This is a genomic window from Sphingobacterium haloxyli (assembly GCF_002980525.1).
In the GTDB taxonomy this organism is placed as follows: Bacteria; Bacteroidota; Bacteroidia; order Sphingobacteriales; family Sphingobacteriaceae; genus Sphingobacterium; species Sphingobacterium haloxyli.
In genome coordinates this window covers 16,464-37,642 of record NZ_PVBQ01000002.1, presented here as the reverse complement: position 1 = coordinate 37,642, position 21,179 = coordinate 16,464, and the positions used below count along the sequence as shown (strand labels likewise).

Sequence of the window (21,179 nt, the reverse complement as noted above, 5' to 3'; positions counted from 1 at the left end):
TGTAAATGAATTTTCTAATAGGCATTTATTCCCTTGTCATCTATTACTCCGTCATATCCCGGTCCGCCGGCACCGATATAGCCGTGACTGGCTCCACTTTTGTCAGGGCTCACCCAGAACGAGTATAACTTCCCATTTGTCAAGTGAAAACGGAATTTAACAGGTGTGCCTGCCAAATCAGATAAGTCATCACCGGCTTGCCATTCGACTTTTTGCAATGTTTTGTCTGTCCGAATTGGACGGCTTGTTTTTGCGTTGAACTGCTTCAATACACGGTTTTGCTCATCCAACACCTCTACCTGAAGCTCACCGTCGGGACAATCCACATTCACGAACAAATGTTTCCCCCTAAATGTCACCGGCCTGGTCAGCAGGATTCCCTTTTTCTTTCCGGCTTCCATAGATGCGAATCCGTCTCTACGTAGGGTTGCCATCCCGATACTCGCACCCGTATACATACCACGGTACCCGTCCGGTGAAATGCCCGAATAGCCGGTGTAGGGAAACCAAAGTTTATCCCCCATCACTAAACATACGCCCATTGTACCGTGCAAGTAAGCACGATCAAAATCCTTCTCATCTCGGGTGGCTTCTATAAATGGTCTGCGGTCCGGCCGGTCCCAGTGAAAACCGTCCCTGCTAAAACCCATTTTTAGTTCGGTAATTTTTGGAAATCTGCCTTCTTCGCAGACTCTGTTATAGGGCCCCAAAAGGATATAGAACTGCCCCAGCATAATACTCTCATAGGCGATGCCATTTAGGCTGTAAAGCTGAGGTGTATTTCCTATTTCGGAGTCAGGTTCGTCCAGCGAATCCGCGTTTACCCAATATACCATGTTCTCCCATGAGGCGCCTCTCATAAAATCTTTAGATTCGGCGTAAAAACGTTTTCTTCCGCTTACTGACTTCTTAATACTATATGACCACACCTCCCGAAAAGGGTTATAAAAGAACGAACTATAGTCCTCTGCTCTTCTTGTCGTAATCCCCTGTGACCAGATAAGTCCGTCTGCGGAGGTGTGAAGCGTATGAGTCGGGCTGTCATCGCGGGTATTGAAATTGCTCCGCCATCCATGCAATCGCTCAATGATCGCTTTATAGCGTTGCGCGGAATCCTTTGCATTTAGATCGAGCCAAATCGCGTTATCACCACCAGCCATTAACGGACCCGGAGGCAGAATTAGGTTTTCCCCGGCAAGCCCCAGTTCGGGCCGCTCCCAACGCAACAGGTCCTTACTCGTGGCCAAAGCGAGCCCTCCACGCCAGCCTGCCGTATAGAACATTTTAAACTCCTGAGCTGACGGATCATAAAATACGCCTCCGTGTCCAAGATAGGTTACCGCTTTATTTTTATGCCGTTCCCCTAGTTCATGTTCCGTTTCTGGGAAAAAAACAGGGTTGCCTTCCCACTTTTCAGCTTGGTGGAAAACACGGTTCAAAGTTGTCTCCTCAATAAGAAAATCATCCACAAACAACTGCCTTCCCACGTCAATGGGAATAATATCCGGAATGTTTTCCAGATAGGGAACTCGCATAGGAGTTATCGACTCCGGGCTTTCCGTATCCGGAGGCCATGCTTCCGGCAATCGAATCCCATTATACAGTATTTCTTCGGAGGAATCTGGCAGACATACTGTTGAATTGTAGTCACGCGGACTTGCTATTACATCATTACACGTAAACCAAAACGACATAACTCCTGCCGCACAAAGAAACATCTTTTTCACAAGGGGAAACCTTCCCGCGAAAACGCCTTTTTTAACATTCATAAAATCAAGTTATTCAGCTTTCGAAACCACCACATCATCTAAAAAGAACCGACCATCATATCTAGGGTCACAGACAAATCGAACCTTTGTTTCTGGAGTAGCACCATTGATGGTAAAGGTAATCGCCTCCCAAGCAGCAGGCTCCGGTGTTTCAACGTATTCAACGGAAGCCGTACCACCTCCTACGATTTCAATAAATACTTGGGGAGATGCCGTAGTCCAGCGCGCAAGATTAAAGGATACTTCAACATTCGCCCCTTCTTCTGGAATTTCTGTAAAGGAAGGTGTAACCAAATATGCGTTCCGACTTGCGCCCGTTCCGACTTTAATATAGCCCGGCCGCTCGTAAACCTTATCACCATCCCAGTCTATCATACGACGATTGATAAGGTATGAATCAGCCATATGATAATAAAAATCTCCACTTCCATCCGTCGTAGGCGCACAATCCACTGGGGGCTGCGATTCATCGATGATATTCTTGCCGTCTTCATTTTGTATGTATACGGCCCTCAACCCGCGTTCATTCGCGATGTAATCTCCACCCCACTCCATCTTATCAAAACGTTCCTCAAAATAAACTGTACCTACTGGGTCTTCTACATCTCTGTCGTCGTTTTCATCTTTTGAACAAGACGCGAAGATCACCGTAAACGCTAAAAGCGATAAAAAAACTCTCTTTTTCATAATAAACTTTTTAATTAGTGAACAATTAAATTTTTGGCTTTAAACCTTTCATGACTAAAGCCCTAAATCCGACAACCGTACCCGGGTAATTCCCATATCTTCTTTACCAATGGAATATAACGTATATAACCACCCCTCATGCACGAGCGAACTGGAATAGGCAAACCCTGGGTTACGTCCCCCTATTCCACCTGCCAATCGCCATGTTGTAGGCGCATTTGCCCGTAACGAATACACCCGATCGAAAACATACCCATCTTGGCTAATCGCTACGGTAATTGGCGTACGATTCAAATATTCTGCTCGATCAAAAACATTCACAATCTGATTACCGATCAACAGCACAGTACCGTCATCAAGTGTAACGGCCTCGCCACGACTTGGTGAATCAGGAATATCACTTGGGTAAGGCGCGGACCAAACACCACCGTCATCACTGCGGAAACTTACATAAATGCGGTTGTTATGGACTGGATTATTCCAGTGCCCCCAATCCCGTAACATCACGACTAAGTTGTCGTCTTTTGCTCGATACATAAAGCATTCGATCAAGGTTTGTCCATCTACACCTGTACGACGAACTCCCCATTCGCCCCCTGCCCACCAACTGACCTGGTCCGTCTCATCGTACCAGTCTCTCAACCGGCCTCCGATTACAGGGGGAGGTCCCGAATGATCCTCCTCATCCATATATTCCGGCAGCCCACTATTGTTTGGTAGTGGTGTCACCAAAAATGGCTCTCCAATTTCACCATTCTCATGCACCTGGCGGGCAATAGGATAGCCGGTTCCCGCACCCACCACATAGGTAATGGCATACAGTTCATCATCGATAACCGCCCAGCGGTCGGGTTTTAGATGAATGCCATTATCATCTCGGGGAAGCATTGGTCCTGGAGAAGGAAACAGTTCCTCTGCACCAGTCCAACTACCCCACTCGTCCGAACTCGCCCACATCACCTTTTGACCTGGACCATCTTCTCCATATTGGTGATTTCCCCACATCGCATAGAAACGACCGTTATGATAGGCTAGACAGGCATAATGGTTATAAGCCCCTTCCGCCAGGCTTTGGGGTTGCCAAACAGAAGCGTGTTCAGCATTATCCAATAACTCGAACCCTCCTGTTCCATCATCAATAAGTGGATTGAACAATGGCAAATCCCACATCGGAACAACTGGCGTTCCGGCGGCCGTATATTTATTTGTTGTAAACGTTTTGCTACCTACTTTAATCTCGATACCTTCCGTCGACCCATCATCATCCGGATCGGGGTCGTTTTCATTATCCGTACTCTTTTCACAAGAACATATTTGCACGGCGATCAATAATAAACCTGTCCACCGAAATACACATTTAATTTTTTCTTTCCATTTCATAACTTTTTTACTTTTTATCTTTCCCTTTACTAATTAGTTCCTTTTGTCTCGATTGCTTACCGGCAAACTGCCCCTGTACAATATCTTCTTCTGTAAACGTCGCCAGCAAGATTTCCTTTTCTCCTCGACGTGAACGGTCATAACAAACGTAAATTATCCCTTCTTCGTCTTGCACCATATCAGGATAGGAGACATCGTCTCGTTCATCCAATAGCAAAGTTGATGACCACGTTTTACCCTCATCTGTGGAAAGACGTGCTGTCAAATTCTTCCGCTTTTTTCCCTGCGTACTATCATTATAAATCAAGAGCAGGTTACCTGACCGTAGCCGACTGATAAACACCCGCGAATTAGCAGAAGCCAAACCTTTTACTTTTTTCAGCGATATCCACGTCTTACCCTTATCCGTGGATAGGCTTTCCTGAATATTCCGTTGCAGCATCCAGATATTTCCATCTTTCAACTGTACGCACATGTGTTCATAAAAATTGCTGGTAGGCTTATTAAAAGGACCACCTTGTAATGTCCAGTTTTTTCCCTCGTCTTCCGAAATATAAACGGCACTTTGGTGACTAATCCAATCATAAGACGGTAACAGCCATTCGCCGGAAGACAATACAATTGGTTTATTTCGGGTAAGCCCATGACATAAGCGTCTTGGCTCCGTCCAAATAGGTTCATCCGCTTCGGGGTTATCGATGCGAATCGCCCAAGTTCCCCATATTCCGTCGAAACCCTTTGGTCCAGTATTTTGAACCCAAAAAACCCATAAACTTCCGTTAGGATCTGTCCAAAGTTGTGTATCCATTACCCTCACATTGGTATCGGGATGGACAATAACCATTGCGGGATCAACCCATTCAGTATTTGGGTCTCGATAAGAGACGATACCATAATTGCCCACATCGGGTTCTCGTGTTCCACCAGAAAACCAAGCTCCCCACAAACGACTTCCCGTCCGGTCTATAGAAGGACAGCCTTGCCACAGCCTAGTCTCTATGGCATATTCATTATCTGGGCTCCAAACCACTTCCGCGGGTGTCGCAAAAGAGGGTAGTTCACTCACGTTAAAAAAGGGCACTGCCCAGCCATCATAAACGACATGCTTTAAACGAAATCGCTGAAATTTTACTTCCTTCTTAAACACTCCTATTGATACGCCTTGACCTTCAAATAAAGTGAATGATGGATAGAAAACTCTTTCAAAACCATCCGCCAAAAGTGCTTCTTCCTGTGATCCCTCTTGACCAACAAGCGGCGTAACCATAAGCACGGTCCCCTCTGTCACCGGTACAATACGATTTCCATCTGCCATCGATCCAACCAAATAATGTGCTTCGGAAAGAAAGGACGGCAACTCTGCAAATACATACTCCCTATCAACAAATATACGCTCGCCCTGACAAGCTTTTCCGACCCTATCCTCGTGCTCGGGGAAAACTGTCGCTAATGCAATAGTAGTGTCAAGGGGATGTGACATTGCATCTACCTCCACGGGAAGAGTCATCAGCATCACTGAATTTAAAAATAACATTAGACGTGTCACATAAATGCTTTTCATCTGTCTAATCAGAATAATATTCATAAAAAAATTCTATTTAAAATTCGTATTTCGTTACAAGGCACCAACAGCTCCCACCTCGTTCATTAGGAGTCTTTAATTATTCATTTTTTCAAAAAGAACCGCATCAGCGATTACCAACCCTTTTGCTTCTTTACTTGAGATTTCAACATAACCGTTAGCCTCTTCAAAAGAAAACTCTCCAACATTCGTCGATTCAGATGGTTTGATCCATATACGCTCAACTCCATTAGCATGACTTACGTTTACATAGAAGCCTTCTATTTGACTTGTAATTACGTCCTCACTATAAAGAGGACTGTAAAGGGAAACACGGTACTCCCCTTTTTCCAACTTTGGCAAATATCGAACTGCACCGTCTTCTTTATTATTGGAAAATAACAGAAAACTTTCCCCGTGATACTTCGCCCATGGCAAATTGAGTTTACTCGTAAGCCAAGAATAATTACTTTTTATACATTCTTCATCTTGGTCATCTACAACTATGACCGAACCCTTTTTCGTTCTATAGAAATTGACTACGACCCTAACTAGATAGGGCGCATTAACGAACCCATTATCATTAACGAGCAAGAAAGCAACAGATCTCCCTTCCTGCGTATTTAAGTTTTTTACCTGCGGTTTGAGTGTTACATTTATAAGATTGTTGACCGAATCTTTCTCGATGTCCAAATCCAACCAATTGTTTCCGTGCACGTATATTGTTTCAATTCTTTCCGCATATCTATGCTCAGAGAAGCCCTCCGAATTGATAAATTCCAATGTTATTTTTTGTGATGGGATATCGTCTTTTGTACGATGAGACATGTGAAAATTGACGGTATTCGGCAGTAGTGTCTGTGGATTATTATACGTATCCAGCTCCCAGGTATGTCGAACATGGAACGACATATTACTTTGTTGTGTGATTCTCAACTCGGGTAAGATGACAGGCTCGCCACTTATCGTGATATGTTGAGTCGTCGATGAATAACTTACCCCATCAAATATGGTCAAGGTGACAGGGTATATCCCAGGTTGCTGATAAATATGCATGGGACGCTGCCCTACGGAAAAGCTTCCATCGCCAAACGACCAATAATATTCGATCTCAGATGACATTAATCCCGGATTGGATTTCGTACCATCAAATTGAAGTCTGTCACCCGTTTCACCTGGAGCAAGTGGTGTAATTTTAGCTTTAAGGACTCCGGATCTTTCTTTTCTATGTTCTAGAATCTGCCAAAAAATTATCCATGGATCGACAAAATATTCGTCGTAACCGGGCTGTTTCACCCGGAAGGTAAAATGAGTGTGTGTATGAGCACCGGACAGTGTCCCAGCGGTGTAAGCATACTTTGTTTTCTTAGTTATATTTTGAAACTCTGGAACGAGCAACTCATTGAGATGGCTGGAATGAAGTGTCCACGTATCGCCGTTTTCCCAATGTTTTATCGCTTTCCATCTGTTGTTGTTGTGCCCAGCTTTTAGCGTTGTAAAAAAATAATGATAATCCAGCGAGATAGGGGCCCATAAAGGCGTATTGGAAGGCATATTTATATCCAAGCCCCCATGCAGATCGGTTCCAAAATACGTTCCTAGCCATGTGTCTTCTCCACGGTAACTAAGGCCGACATCTGGATAATTATTCGGTAACGGACACCAGTCTACAATTTCCTCATCACAAATGGACAGCGTAGCATCGTGCACCGCTATCCTTACATCATTCTTTGGAAGACATTCCCCATGATTTTCATTGTAAAACTGGTTCAAACTTTTCACCGCGTCAAACCAGATGCGTAATCCATTCACATTATAAGGCTCGTAAAAAGACTCTTGCGCAGGGACGTATCTAATCATCTTCATTTCTTGACCGTCAATCTGAAAAAGACATTCCATTTTAAAAATGGATGCGTCCCTATTCGTACCCTTTGCCGGGAGATCTAACGTAGAGAAAATGATTTCCGCCTTACTTTCCAGCAGTTTTAAATGTACGATTCTACCGGACGCCAATTCATACTTTATCTCATCGTTCTTATTAAGCTCTATAACGGTAAGGGTACTTTTGGCTTCAAACTCAAACACTTCAGCTTTAACCCGTGCAGGGTTCAAGATGAAATAAAGAGCTGCGAATAAAAAGAAAAACCTTGTTTTATACATAAAATACCTTGTTAAAATATCCACAATCACTGGTCATCCTCTGGAACGAAAAGCACCGCGTTAGCTACTACGACTCCGTCTGCTCCTTCATTACTCAATTCCACATAAGGATTATCCGTTCCCTCAATAATCTGATATTTGCCCAAGGACACCCATGCGCCGGAGGTTTGCCCCTTTATCTCTACATTAGATAAATCCAACACCTTTTCTACAAGCTTTTCTCCATTATGGATCCGATAGGTTAATTTTTTTGAGCCTTGAGGTAATCTAGAATAGTAAGTATATACTTCGTATTCTCCTGAGAGCAATCCCTTCGGATTGAATCTCGCTATACTGATTCCTTTTTTAACATCCGTCTGTTTGTAAATAGGGCCGTATCCCCTTCTTGACGTACTTCTACTTTCCTTCCAATCCCCATCAAGTGTTACTGCCGAGGGATCTCTAAAATCGATGAGTACATCGGCCTTCCGAAAATCTGCCTTAGGGTTAGCGGCAAACTGCTTGTCAATATCTATAATAGACACGTCCTGGACTTTTTTGTCCTGGTCTACGGCGAGGCAGGCCGCTATTGCAGCCGATTGGGCCAGAACCATAAACACCGGCTCCATACGGATAGAACCAAACGCGATGTGACTGGCCGACATACACACCGGTACCAAAAGGTTGCTCACCTCATCTCGCTTGGGAACAATAGAACGGTACGAGATAGGAAAAGGAGGGAAACCGCCTACCTCTACATTCCCTTCGTTCTTGACCATACCGTTGACAACCAGCCGGTCACAGTTATGGGAGTCCATTTGATAGGCTGCATACCCAACCGCATCCGTCACGAAGTCCCGTCCCTGGCAGTGGTGCTGCGTCATCACCAGTTCGCCGATCAGCCTGCGGGCCTCCCGGATATACAGCTGGGGCGTCCAATGGTTGTTCTCTACATACTCATCCTTGGGATATCCCCATTCCTTCATCTCCTTGCGGATAAACTCCGGAACAGATGGATCGTTCCCTACAAAATACAACAGGCCTTTGGTATAGTCTTCATGCTCCTTGATGATCGCCTGGCGTCTTTCGTAGTCCGCCTCCGGATAGTCCCAGTTTGCTCCGATCATGTCCGTGGAGAAACCGTTCCGGTTGTTGATGTCCGTCTTCCCGTTGGGCATCAGGCTCCAGATAAATACGTCCGTCAAAGCCTTCCACGGATCGATCTCCTTCTGCCGCCGAAGCAGCTCATAGCGTGCAGGGTCATAATTATCCGGTTCGGTGATCGGGATACGGTTCTCCGGAACATTCGTCAAAGCAATGCGGAAATTATATGCCTGCACCTTGTCATCTCCCGTGCCATTCGGCTCCAGTACATCATCGCGAACACCCCAGACCAGACCCGAACTTTTATCACCTGGGACTATATACGGGTCCACACCGTCCGGAAACTGGTGCTTCGTGAGCAGCTGTACACCGTTAAGTGTCTCGCTGTACGTACTGTTGCTCTCCCGGCCGACATGGTAGGATGCACCAGCTTTGGCTAACAGATCGCCCTCGTAGGTACAGTCCAAGAAGACCTTAGCCTGCACCGTTACCGAATCCCTGCCCAGATCATCGGTAGACTGCAGCCGGATCTGCCTGATATCCGCACCCTCCTTATCCACATCCAGCAGCACATGGCCGAACAGAACTTCCGCATCGCACTGCGCCATATAGTCCTTAAAGATGCCTTCGGCAACTTTGGGCTCAAAGATCCACTGTTCAAAACTTCCATAATGGTTGCCCATCTTGCGGTAAAAGTCCAGTGCCAGCCCTTTTACGACATACTTGTTCCCGATGTCGGTCTGTCCGAGCCCACCGGAACTCAGGCCTCCAAGCCGACGGCCGGGCTCGATCACAATGACCGATTTCCCTGCCTTCGATGCCGTATACGCAGCAATAACCCCCGCAGAGCTGCCCCCGTAGATACAGATATCTGCTGTTCTGACATCCTGACCCCTCGCAAGGGTACAACAAAATAAAATAAATAAGCAAATAAAATACGACTGTTTTCCTTGTCTCATATCATTTAAAATTTATCAATATCCCGGATTTTGCTCAAGATTTGGGTTTGTTACGGTTTCAATATGTGGAATCGGCCATAAATAGTCACGTGCAGGATTGAAAGTACGCACTTCCACAACTCGCATTTCATTATGGTTTGGCACCTTCGTATAGTCAACAAACCCATCTTCATCAATACTAGGAGCGGCGGCAAGACGTCCTGACTGAATACTCCCATATACCCGGGCGTTCATCATCTTGTCTGCTAACTCCCAACGACGTAAATCCATCAGCCTGAATCCCTCCATCGCCAATTCATAAACACGCTCTTTGCGCACCAACTCCCTCAGCTCCCTTTGTGTTTTCCCTTCTGAAATAACAGGCATATTAACCGTTGGCCTTTGTCTGATAGCGTTAAGTGCTTCATAAACGGTATGGTCGAGCCTATTCAATTCAATCATAGCTTCTGCATAAATCAACAATACTTCTGCATATCTTATCTGGATAATGTTTAATTCAGACTGATCCGGAAAATCCAAGTCTTCAGCAACAACATATTTTCGCCACAGATAACCGGAAAACGTAGCGTAGGCATTCGTAGCATCTTCATTCGGCACCCTAATGGCAGGCGTTACGTTATAGTTCCAAACACGTGTACTATCTCTGTGTGTTTCAAACTGATATCCAAGATATATTGATCCCGGAACACCTATCGTATATCCTAGGCGTGGATCTCTGTTTTCAAAAGGCTTTTCTGGATCATAGTTTCCAGATTTGTCTATTTCTAAACCATCTGTACATAGAAAGAGATCGACAAGCCCTTGTGCGGGTATTTTATTAGAATTACCTAGTGCGTTTCGTGAAGCCAAACGCCTATTAATATAGTGCGTCTGCACATTTTGCGTGCGCAGGTATTGTTCTGCAAAGATAATTTCCGATGAGTTCTGACCGGCATATGTAAATAGCTCCGCGTAGTCCGAGTGCAGGCTATGTACGTCCATATCCATAACAGCCTTTGCAGAACTGGCAGCCTCTTCCCATCGTCTATTATTTAACGCTGTCCGCGCACGAAGTGTCAACGCTGCTGCTCGTGAAGCACGACCCGCTTCTGAAGCAGGAATCGTAGCGGGTAACATGGGTGCTATTTCTTCTAATTCCTGAAGAATAAAATCAACGATAGTTTCTTTATTTGTTTTTCCGATTTCTGCATCATAAAGCCCTACATTTTCCGTCAAGAAAGGAACGCTCCCATAATAATCAGTCAACCGACTATACGTATACGCTCTTATAAACCGAGCTTCCGATTGTGTGCGGTTGTACAAACCTTCATCTATTTTTCCCTCAAGCCGATCAATATTATTGATTACAAAATTACATTTACCGATAATTCTATAGGACTCTCGCCAGATAGTCAAAGCAAATCCATTATTAGCATTGTGGTCACCTCTTCCCATACTTTGCATAGCCGAGTTATTACGATCCCAGCCCATATCTGTCATATTATCAAGTAATAGATTCGTCGGCATATTATCCAGTGGAAGATAAACCATTGCACTATATAGTCCGTTTACCGCCAACATCAATTCATCCTCGTTGGCAAAATAATTGGCATCTGATGGGCCATCCCATGGAAAACGATCTAGATAATCAGAACACGATTGCATCATTATTGCCGTATTGGCAACAACAAATAGCACGATATACTTTTTTATTATTTTCTTTAACATTGCTTTAGTTTTTTAAAAGGTAAGTTGCATTCCAAATGTGTATACTTGTACCTGAGGATAAAAGTTACCCGTACCTACAGGTGCCTCTACATCATATCCATTCCAGAAATTATCTATGCTAAATAGATTGGTACCATTTGCAAAAATTCGAACGTTCTGGATATTCCTTTTCTCTAAAAAAGTGCTGGGCAGCGAATAACCTATCTGGAGGTTTTTCAGCCTAAGATAGGAGGCATCCCTCAACCAAAAATCCGATGGTTGCTGATTGTTTGATTGTCCAAACGCCAAACGTGGATGACTTGCGTTAGTGTTTTCAGGTGTCCAGCGGTCCTTGTTTTCCTCCCGTATCGTTCCACCAATCGTTCCTGTCTGAAAAGGCATTATCCCTGGCCCGTGCAAATAACCATCCGCCTTACCTACACCCTGCAACTGGGCATTTAGATCAAAGCCTTTATAGGCAAGCGCCGTTGTCAATGAAAAGGTGTATCGTGGAATCGTACTTCCAATAACCACTCTGTCACCGGCTACAGTAATCGCCCCATCGCCATCCTGATCTATATAACGTAAATCGCCGGGTGCTACTGCACCAAATTGGGTAGCGTGTCCCGCCACTTCTTCTTCGGATTGAAAGTATCCATCTGTTTGATATCCGAATATGGAATTGATCGGATAACCTACTCTATTCACCGTCAATCCGGTTTGTTCAATATCTCGCATATCCAATACTTTGTTGCGTACATCGGATAAATTGAAATCAAAATTATAACGGAATTGTTTATCTGTGGAACCACTATAGCCTATCCCAAGTTCCCAACCTTTGTTTTCTACGGCACCCGCATTCTGTGAGGGTGCAGATAATCCAATAATAAGAGGAATAGGTAGCGATAGCAAAATATCGTTTGTCCGACGGTGATAATAATCTGCTGTGATACGAAGGCGATCAAAAAACGTCAAATCTAAACCAATATTTCTTTCCTCGGTCGTCTCCCAAGTAATGTCTTGATTGGCCATATTGTTTAACGCGGCGGTATTAACCACTTGACCACCAATAGCGGTCGATCCCATATCCATAGCAGCAACAGCGGGGTACGTTCCGATGTTTTGATTACCCAAACGCCCCCATGAAGCTCTGACTTTTGCATCGCTCAGGACGTGTTTAATATTGTTCATAAATGACTCTTCCGAAAATCTCCAACCCGCGGACATGGAGGGGAAAAAACTATAACGATTTCCTTTCGCAAATCGTGATGATCCGTCGTATCGAGCATTTGCTTCAAACAGAATTTTCTCTTTATAACTGTAGTTTAGTCGTGTAAAAAAGGACTGCAAAGCCCAGTCGGAGCCGCTTCCTCCTGCCCTTTGATTCTCCGCTGCACCGGCATCCAACACATCATAGTCAGGAAGTACATAAATATCCCGGAAACCCGTAATATATTGATTGGTAAAATCTTCACGGGAAGCTCCACCCAACCACTTAAAACTGTGATCGGAAAACGATTTCGTCGCCGTCATCGTAGCCCGCATATTGTTATACAATTGCTGACTATACCGTTCGGATAAAGAGGTACGTGTTGGCTGTACAAAAGTGGGTGTCCCATCAGGTAGATAGGATTGCACCATACGATGGAAGGTTTTGGACACTGGCGCTACATACTTGGGTGCATAGTTAAGCTCTATATCCAACCATTCCACAGGAGAATAATTTAAGAACGCATTGACACTGCCAAAAGGTGCTCTGTCTAAGCTGTATCCCCGATCTCGTGCTGCCGAAATCGGATTGTTCCCATTCCAACCCACACCCCAGGTACCGTTGCTGTTTATACCGATTTCATTCGCTGGAATAGCGTTCATCCATTGAAAGATGGTACCAACAGATACTGCCGGTGCATGGGTGATTGGATTAACATATTGCATATCTATCCGACCCCGGAGCTTATCCGAAAACGTAATGTCTATATTATTTCGTAGGGTGTAACGTCTAAAACTGGTGCTTTCAATAAGACCTTGCTGATCGAAGTAACCAACCGAAGCCAACATTCGCACACTTTTCGTTCCGCCGTTGATGGTCACAAAATGACTATGCTGTATGCCCGAGCCAATAAGCGTCTCCTTTTGCCAATCGGTATTCGGAAATTCATCACTATTAACTCCATTTTGAGCTATATAACCTTCAATTTTATCATCCGAGAAAAGCGGTGAACGACCAACATTTGTGTACGCTTCGTTCATAAGTATCATGTGATCCAAAGCGTTAACTATTTCAGGCATATTCGTTGGATGCTGCCACCCCACGTAATTATTATAGGAAATAGATATCTTATCTTGTCCGCCACGCTTCGTCGTTACCAATATAACCCCATTTGCGGCCCGAGATCCATATATAGAGGCAGACGCAGCATCCTTCAGTATCGATATAGACTCTATAAGATTAGGGTCTATATTATTTATCGATCCTTCGACACCGTCGATCAATACCATAGGATTGGCATTTCCCATCGTACCAATTCCTCTGATACGAATATTGCCCTGATCATTTCCCGGTTGACCTGAGCGCTGTGTCACTGTAACACCCGGTGCCAATCCTTGTAAAGCTGCTGAGGTTTGTCCGGCGGGTCGCATAGCGAGTTCGTCTCCCGAAACTGTTGATACAGATCCCGTAAGGTTTGCCCTCTTTTGTGTACCAAATCCGACCACAACGACTTCATCTAATGCAGATGTACCTGCTGTGAGCGTAACGTTGATTGTTGTAGATCCCCCGACAACATGCTCAGCAGATTCATAACCAATACTCGTGAACAACAAGACATCACCTACTCGAGCTTGAATATTGTATTCTCCTGCAGCATCCGTGCTGGTGCGAATATCAGTACCCTGACGCGTCACAGATACCCCAGACAACGGACCGGTGTCATCCTGCACTATCCCGGAAATTGATCGCAATTCCTGGGCATAGCTTACCGATAACATCGGTATTAATAATAAAAATGTAATGAAGTAAAAAAATCTCATCATCTGTTTATAATTTTGATTAACGTTTTATTGTTAGGTTTCCTTGTTACCAGTACTCAACAATACAAATTTGGCATAAAAAAGCACGATAAGAGTTCACCCTTTTACCTACGTTGTATACTATTTTGTCTTCTTATTAATAAATTTGTATATATAGAATGGAATGTACAGCTTAGCGTATTACATCTTCTCAACAGTTGCTAAGCCGAATCATAAAATATAAGCAGGACATTAAGGATTTATGTTCAGGTCAATCACAAACCCAGTGCTTTCAACGGAACACGCGTAATGGCCATATCCTCTTTTCCGATAGAATATAAAGTATATAACCAACCATCCACGACAATTGAGCTTGCGTATGCATATCCCGGATTTCTTCCTCTCACACCAGAAAAACGGAAGCCTGTTGGTGAATTTGTACGTAATGTGTATATATTGTCGAATGTATACCCATCGTTACTGACCGATATGGTCATTGGATCACGATCTAAGTATAGCCCTTGATCAAATTGATTAACGGTCTGGTTCCCTATCAAAAGAACGGTGCCGTCTTCCAACGTAATTGCCTGTGCTCTACTCGGCGAATCAGGAATATCTGTGGGGTACGGCGCTGACCACCCTTTTTCTCCGTTACTGAAACTCACATACATTCGGTTATTATGCACAGGATTCTTGCTATGTCCCCAGTCACGGAGCATCAATACTAATCCGCCATCCTTGGCCCTGTAAATAAAACTTTCAATAAGGCTTTGGCCATCTACCGCTCGACGTGGTACTCCCCATGATGATGACGCCCACCAACTGATTTGGTCGTTTTCCCGATACCAATTGTATAGCTGTGTACCAAGAGATGAAACCGTAGTGGGGGCATTTGAACTTTGCATATAAATTGGCAATGCACCGTTAGTTGGTAGGTTCTCGACTAAAAACGGTTCTCCTAATTCTCCGTTCTCACCTACCGAGCGGGCAATGGGGTATAACCCAGCACCGTGAATGTATGTTATAGCATACAACACCTCATCGATTACCGCCCATCTATCTGGTTTTAGGTGAATCCCTTTTTCGCTTCTAGGCAACACAGGGCCAGGTGCGGGATAAAGCTCTTCGGCACTCGTCCATTCTCCCCATGTATCGGATGTAGCATATAGCACACGTTGCCCCGGCTCATCTTCTCCGGACGCATGATTGGCCCACATCGCGTAAAACTTTCCTTTATGATAAATCAAGCTTGCATAATGGTTATAAGCACCGTCTTCCCGAATAGAAGGCTGCCATACATACGCGTGTTCCGCTTCTTTCAATATAGGGAATCCCGCTCCGTTACGCAGATCATCAGTCGCCACACGGGTATTCCACATCGGTACAACAGGAAATCCTTCATCGGACCTTTTAACTGTTTTGACTGTTTTACTTCCTACCTGAAACTCAATAGAGTTTTGGCCTCCACTATTTAATGGTTCCGAAATCATCTTACCCTCAGCAATAGAAATTTGCCAACAAATGATAATACTCAGGGATATAATTTTTCTTACCTTATCCATTATAATACAAGCTTTATTATTAGCTCTTTAATCTTCGGCAATTCGTTCTATTGATCATCTTCTGGAACAAAAAGTACCGCATTCGCTACCACTATTCCATCAGATCCCTCATTACTTAACTCTATATATGGGGTTTCACCGTCAGGGTTAATTTTGTACCTTCCTAATGACAGCCATGTACTAGCCGTATGTTCTTTTATTTCAACATTGGATTTATCCAATGTCTTTTTAATGATTTCTTTTCCGTCATAAACCCGATATGTCAATTGCTTTGCACTTTTTGCATATCGTGGATAATAGGTATAAACATCATAGTAACCTCCCTCAACTTTATCAGCTATAAACCTAGCGGTAGCTGTGCCCTTTTTTTCATCTGCCAACTTATGGGATCTTCCATACCCCCTTCTTTTGCCTGAATTCCATTCACCATTAAGCTGGATAGCATCTGGGGTCTGGAAATCAATCAGGATATCGGGTCTTCTATTATCCGCTTTTGGATTCGTATGAAGCTCCTTATCAATATCGGTTATGGATACTTCCTGGACTTTTTTGTCCTGGTCTACGGCGAGGCAGGCCGCTATTGCAGCCGATTGGGCCAGAACCATAAACACCGGCTCCATACGGATAGAACCAAACGCGATGTGACTGGCCGACATACACACCGGTACCAAAAGGTTGCTCACCTCGTCTCGCTTGGGAACAATAGAACGGTACGAGATAGGAAAAGGAGGGAAACCGCCTACCTCTACATTCCCTTCGTTCTTGACCATACCGTTGACAACCAGCCGGTCACAGTTATGGGAGTCCATCGTATACGCCGCATAACCAATAACATCTGTCACGACATCACGACCCTGGCAGTGGTGCTGCGTCATCACCAGTTCGCCGATCAGCCTGCGGGCCTCCCGGATATACAGCTGGGGCGTCCAATGGTTGTTCTCTACATACTCATCCTTGGGATATCCCCATTCCTTCATCTCCTTGCGGATAAACTCCGGAACAGATGGATCGTTCCCTACAAAATACAACAGGCCTTTGGTATAGTCTTCATGCTCCTTGATGATCGCCTGGCGTCTTTCGTAGTCCGCCTCCGGATAGTCCCAGTTTGCTCCGATCATGTCCGTGGAGAAACCGTTCCGGTTGTTGATGTCCGTCTTCCCGTTGGGCATCAGGCTCCAGGCAAATACATCCGTCAAAGCCTTCCACGGATCGATCTCCTTCTGCCGCCGAAGCAGCTCATAGCGTGCAGGGTCATAATTGTCCGGCTCGGTGATCGGGATACGGTTCTCCGGAACATTCGTCAAAGCAATGCGGAAATTATATGCCTGCACCTTGTCATCTCCCGTGCCATTCGGCTCCAGTACATCATCGCGGACACCCCAGACCAGACCCGAACTTTTATCACCTGGGACTATATACGGGTCCACACCGTCCGGAAATTGGTGCTTCGTGAGCAGCTGTACACCGTTAAGTGTCTCGCTGTACGTACTGTTGCTCTCCCGGCCGACATGGTAGGATGCACCAGCTTTGGCTAACAGATCGCCCTCATAGGTACAGTCCAAGAAGACCTTAGCCTGCACCGTTACCGAATCCCTGCCCAGATCATCGGTAGACTGCAGCCGGATCTGCCTGATATCCGCACCCTCCTTATCCACATCCAGCAGCACATGGCCGAACAGAACTTCCGCATCGCACTGCGCCATATAGTCCTTAAAGATGCCTTCGGCAACTTTGGGCTCAAAGATCCACTGTTCAAAACTTCCATAATGGTTGCCCATCTTGCGGTAAAAGTCCAGTGCCAGCCCTTTTACGACATACTTGTTCCCGATATCGGTCTGTCCGAGCCCACCGGAACTCAGGCCTCCAAGCCGACGGCCGGGCTCGATCACAATGACCGATTTCCCTGCCTTCGATGCCGTATACGCAGCAATAACCCCCGCAGAGCTGCCCCCGTAGATACAGATATCTGCTGTTCTGACATCCTGACCCCTCGCAAGGGTACAACAAAATAAAATAAATAAGCAAATAAAATACGGTTGTATTCTTAATACCATAAGTAAAATTTTAACTTCCCCTAATGATACAAATATGATGGAAAAAGACCCGAATAGAGTTCATCTTTTTGCCTACGTTGTATGCTAGATTATCATTATTGCAAATGGTTTAAGTGAATTAAGCCACTTCCTTCACAGCTTCACCATAAATATCCCTTTTACTTGCAGGCATTTCCATCAAGCGATACCACTTCCAGAATGCTGCTATGAATACCACAGCCATGAGTACCATCGCCAGTATTGCCATGGCAGCCAACAGATATTGTTCATTCGGAAGATAAATATCAATCACTTGTAAGTACCCTGCCCAAAAAGTAATTAAAGCCATGAAGATGCCTGGAATTGCTGAACATAATGCGTATTTGCCCCGATTCAGTCGAATAAGCATGGTGGTACATACGATTAAACCACAAGCCGCCAGTAGTTGGTTACTGATGCCAAAGAGTGGCCAAATGCTGCTCACATTACCTGTATAAACAAGATAACCCCATGAAAGTGTAAACAGAAAGCTACTCATCAATATGCCGGGCATCCAATTCTTGTTCCTGAACTGCGGAATAATACCACCTAACATTTCCTGAAGAAAAAAACGTCCCACTCGTGTACCGGCATCTATCGCTGTTAAAATAAATACTGCTTCGAACATAATAGCAAAATTATACCAATAAGCTGTTACCTCATCCATGAACGGAATGCTATTGAAAATGTGTGCCATTCCTACAGCCAAAGATACAGCACCTCCCGTTCGACCTTCCAATTCCACACCGATTTTGTCCACGAAGCCAGGCAAATCCACTTGATGCAAATTGGGATTAGCTGCCAGAAAGTTTGCATATACATCCGTTGGCGTATTGATAGCAAAATAATCTCCCGGCATCAGTGTACACGCAGCAATTAACGCCATCAGCGCCACAAATCCCTCAACCAGCATAGCGCCATAACCTACAAACAGAATTTCCTTTTCGTTGGCAATCATCTTGGGTGTTGTACCCGTGGCAATAATAGCATGAAAGCCCGATATTGCTCCGCACGCGATAACAATAAAAATGAATGGTAATACAGGACCACCAATCACTGGACCTCCGCCATCGACAAATTGCGTAATCGCAGGCATCTGTAACGTGGGATATACAAAGCAAATTCCTACAGCCAACATGACAATGGTTCCGATCTTCAAGTAGGTGGACAAGTAGTCCCTCGGCACCAACAGGAGCCACATTGGCAGCACAGAAGCTAAAAAGCCATACACCGCGATGCCAATAGAAATCGTATTGATATTCCAATGAAATAGATTGCTGACACTTTCATATTGCATGAGTGAATGCCCTCCGATAATCGAGACTATCAGTAATATCCCGCCAAAAATACTAGCAAATGCCACACTGTTTTTTCGATAACGCATAATTAACCCCATCATGACCGCAATAGGCATGGTGGCAATTACTGTGAATAACGACCAGGATGCTTCGTGCATCGCACTTACACAAGCCAGAGACAAACCAGCCAACGTAAGTACTAAAATAAACAACACAGCTACCCCAGCAATGGTGCCCGTGACGGAACCAATCTCTTTTGACGCGATAGTAGCAAGACTCTGCCCTTTATGTCTAACTGAGGCGAAAAGTACGACCATATCATGCACTCCTCCACCTAGCACACAACCGATTAATATCCACAGAGCTCCTGGTAAATAACCAAACTGGGCTGCTAACACTGGTCCAACTAGCGGTCCTGCCGCGGCAATGGCTGCAAAATGGTGACCGAATAATACATTTTTATTGGTCGCCACATAATCCCGACCATCAGCTAATGCCACAGCCGGTGTCACATTTTTAGCGTTCAGTCTCAGTACACGTTGAGCTACGAATATTCCATAGAATCGGTAGGCAATAGCAAAAATCAGTAACGCTACAAAAACTAATGTCAGAGCATTAATACCGTCTAGAAACTCCATAAGATTGATACATTTAATTTCGACGCTTACGATATGTAAACATTCATTTTATCTATAATTTTTATTAGATGTGTTCTGATGTTACATTTAGCGATCAGTCAAAGATGTAGTTTAAAAGCCCCAATACAGTTCATCTTTTTAGCTTTGTTGTATACTGAATTGTCATTATAATATATCTATGATACAGATAATATCTTTAAAATTTAACTATAAAAAACTGATATAAAACCAATTATGTATACAAACTATATTTTTAATAAAAAACGAACCTATTGATTTTGTATACACTTTTCTGTAAACTTGTATACGCAATAACAATTATAGACATGAAACCTTATTTCCACTTAGTACCTCGGAGTACCGAATATCCTTACTTATCAAGACAACACACCTTACCTAATTTTGGAACGGTATGGCATTACCATCCTGAATTGGAATTACATTATATCATTCGCGGAGAGGGGGTACGTTTTGTAGGCGACAATATTAGTAATTTCGATGCTGGCGAATTACTTTTACTAGGTGAAAATCTACCACATATGTGGCGATGCGATAGGCAATATTTCGAAGGAAATCCCAATGTCACAGCGGAGGCTATTGTCATACATTTTCTCGCTGATTTCATGGGTACAGATTTTCTAATGAAAAAGGAGGCTACAGCCATCGGATCGCTGTATGAGCGGGCGCAGTCCGGTCTGATCATCTATGGTAAAACAAAAGAAAAAATTGTCGAATTGATGCGAAAGTCCGTAGAGGAAGAAGGTATAGACAGACTAATTAATATTCTTAATATGGTACATATCTTGGCTAACAGCAAAGAGACGGCCAAAATCACCTCTGGACTTGCAGCTTATCATCCCGATAAAGATGAAACGGATCGAATCAATAAAGTATACCATTATATCCTCTCCAATTATCGAGAGGAGATCTCGTTGGAAGAAGTCGCATCGATAGCTCATTTAAGTGTTACATCCTTCTGTCGATACTTTAAGATGATGACTAAAAAGACATTTCGGGATTTTCTAATTGAAGTACGTATAAGTCATGCCAAACGTTTGCTCATCGAAAATGATCTCCCCACTACCGAGTCTATATGTTTCGAATCTGGTTTCAACAATAGATCAAATTTTTTCAGACATTTTAAACGTATAACCGGCTGTACCCCAATTGAATATAGGCAACGCTATCTTTATGAAAATGTTTTTGGATAAGGATGGACTATATACTGATTATACATTAACAGCGTATTAGTAGCGGGTTTATAGGGGATAATATCCCTGCAAAATATCCGCTAAGGATTAATGTGAGTAGAGGC

General features: G+C 44.2%; 12 protein-coding genes. 1 reads left to right on the top strand and 11 read right to left on the bottom strand.

The genetic code is table 11. The features are described 5' to 3' along the window. Window positions 1-14: 14 nt before the first annotated feature. The 11 genes from C5745_RS20145 to C5745_RS02015 form a co-directional block, all read right to left on the bottom strand. Window positions 15-1,769 (bottom strand): glycosyl hydrolase family 32, encoded by a 1,755-nt coding sequence (locus C5745_RS20145; RefSeq protein WP_105715317.1) that lies wholly within the window; start codon window positions 1,767-1,769, stop codon window positions 15-17. Window positions 1,770-1,778: 9 nt separating this feature from the next. After that, the gene (locus C5745_RS02060) at window positions 1,779-2,456 is read right to left on the bottom strand and encodes a hypothetical protein (protein ID WP_105715316.1); all 678 of its coding nucleotides are present in this window, start codon (window positions 2,454-2,456) and stop codon (window positions 1,779-1,781) included. A gap of 54 nt (window positions 2,457-2,510) precedes the next feature. Further along, entirely contained in the window at window positions 2,511-3,836 is a 1,326-nt protein-coding gene (locus C5745_RS02055) for an exo-alpha-sialidase (protein ID WP_105715315.1), read from the bottom strand. Between the two features lie 7 nt (window positions 3,837-3,843). Continuing rightward, window positions 3,844-5,397 carry an exo-alpha-sialidase gene (locus C5745_RS02050; RefSeq protein ID WP_207795694.1) on the bottom strand — a complete coding sequence of 518 codons (1,554 nt, stop codon included), beginning with the start codon at window positions 5,395-5,397 and terminating at the stop codon, window positions 3,844-3,846. A 96-nt stretch (window positions 5,398-5,493) separates the two neighbouring features. Beyond that, on the bottom strand, window positions 5,494-7,557 hold the full coding sequence (locus C5745_RS02045; protein WP_133166273.1) for a PKD domain-containing protein: 2,064 nt from the start codon (window positions 7,555-7,557) through the stop codon (window positions 5,494-5,496). Between the two features lie 26 nt (window positions 7,558-7,583). After that, complete coding sequence (locus C5745_RS02040; protein WP_105715312.1) at window positions 7,584-9,599, bottom strand: FAD-dependent oxidoreductase; 2,016 nt, start codon at window positions 9,597-9,599, stop codon at window positions 7,584-7,586. Between the two features lie 15 nt (window positions 9,600-9,614). Continuing rightward, window positions 9,615-11,306: a RagB/SusD family nutrient uptake outer membrane protein gene (locus tag C5745_RS02035; RefSeq protein WP_105715311.1), complete on the bottom strand. Its 1,692-nt coding sequence runs from the start codon at window positions 11,304-11,306 to the stop codon at window positions 9,615-9,617. Window positions 11,307-11,318: 12 nt separating this feature from the next. Further along, complete coding sequence (locus C5745_RS02030; RefSeq protein ID WP_105715310.1) at window positions 11,319-14,318, bottom strand: SusC/RagA family TonB-linked outer membrane protein; 3,000 nt, start codon at window positions 14,316-14,318, stop codon at window positions 11,319-11,321. 251 nt (window positions 14,319-14,569) lie between these two features. After that, entirely contained in the window at window positions 14,570-15,856 is a 1,287-nt protein-coding gene (locus C5745_RS02025) for an exo-alpha-sialidase (RefSeq protein WP_105715309.1), read from the bottom strand. A 47-nt stretch (window positions 15,857-15,903) separates the two neighbouring features. Further along, on the bottom strand, window positions 15,904-17,910 hold the full coding sequence (locus C5745_RS02020) for an FAD-dependent oxidoreductase (protein WP_105715308.1): 2,007 nt from the start codon (window positions 17,908-17,910) through the stop codon (window positions 15,904-15,906). Window positions 17,911-18,028: 118 nt separating this feature from the next. Continuing rightward, on the bottom strand, window positions 18,029-19,864 hold the full coding sequence (locus C5745_RS02015; RefSeq protein WP_207795693.1) for a carbon starvation CstA family protein: 1,836 nt from the start codon (window positions 19,862-19,864) through the stop codon (window positions 18,029-18,031). Window positions 19,865-20,190: 326 nt separating this feature from the next. Here C5745_RS02015 and C5745_RS02010 point away from each other — a divergent pair, with 326 nt between their 5' ends. Next, entirely contained in the window at window positions 20,191-21,075 is an 885-nt protein-coding gene (locus C5745_RS02010; RefSeq protein ID WP_105715307.1) for an AraC family transcriptional regulator, read from the top strand. Window positions 21,076-21,179: the final 104 nt, after the last annotated feature.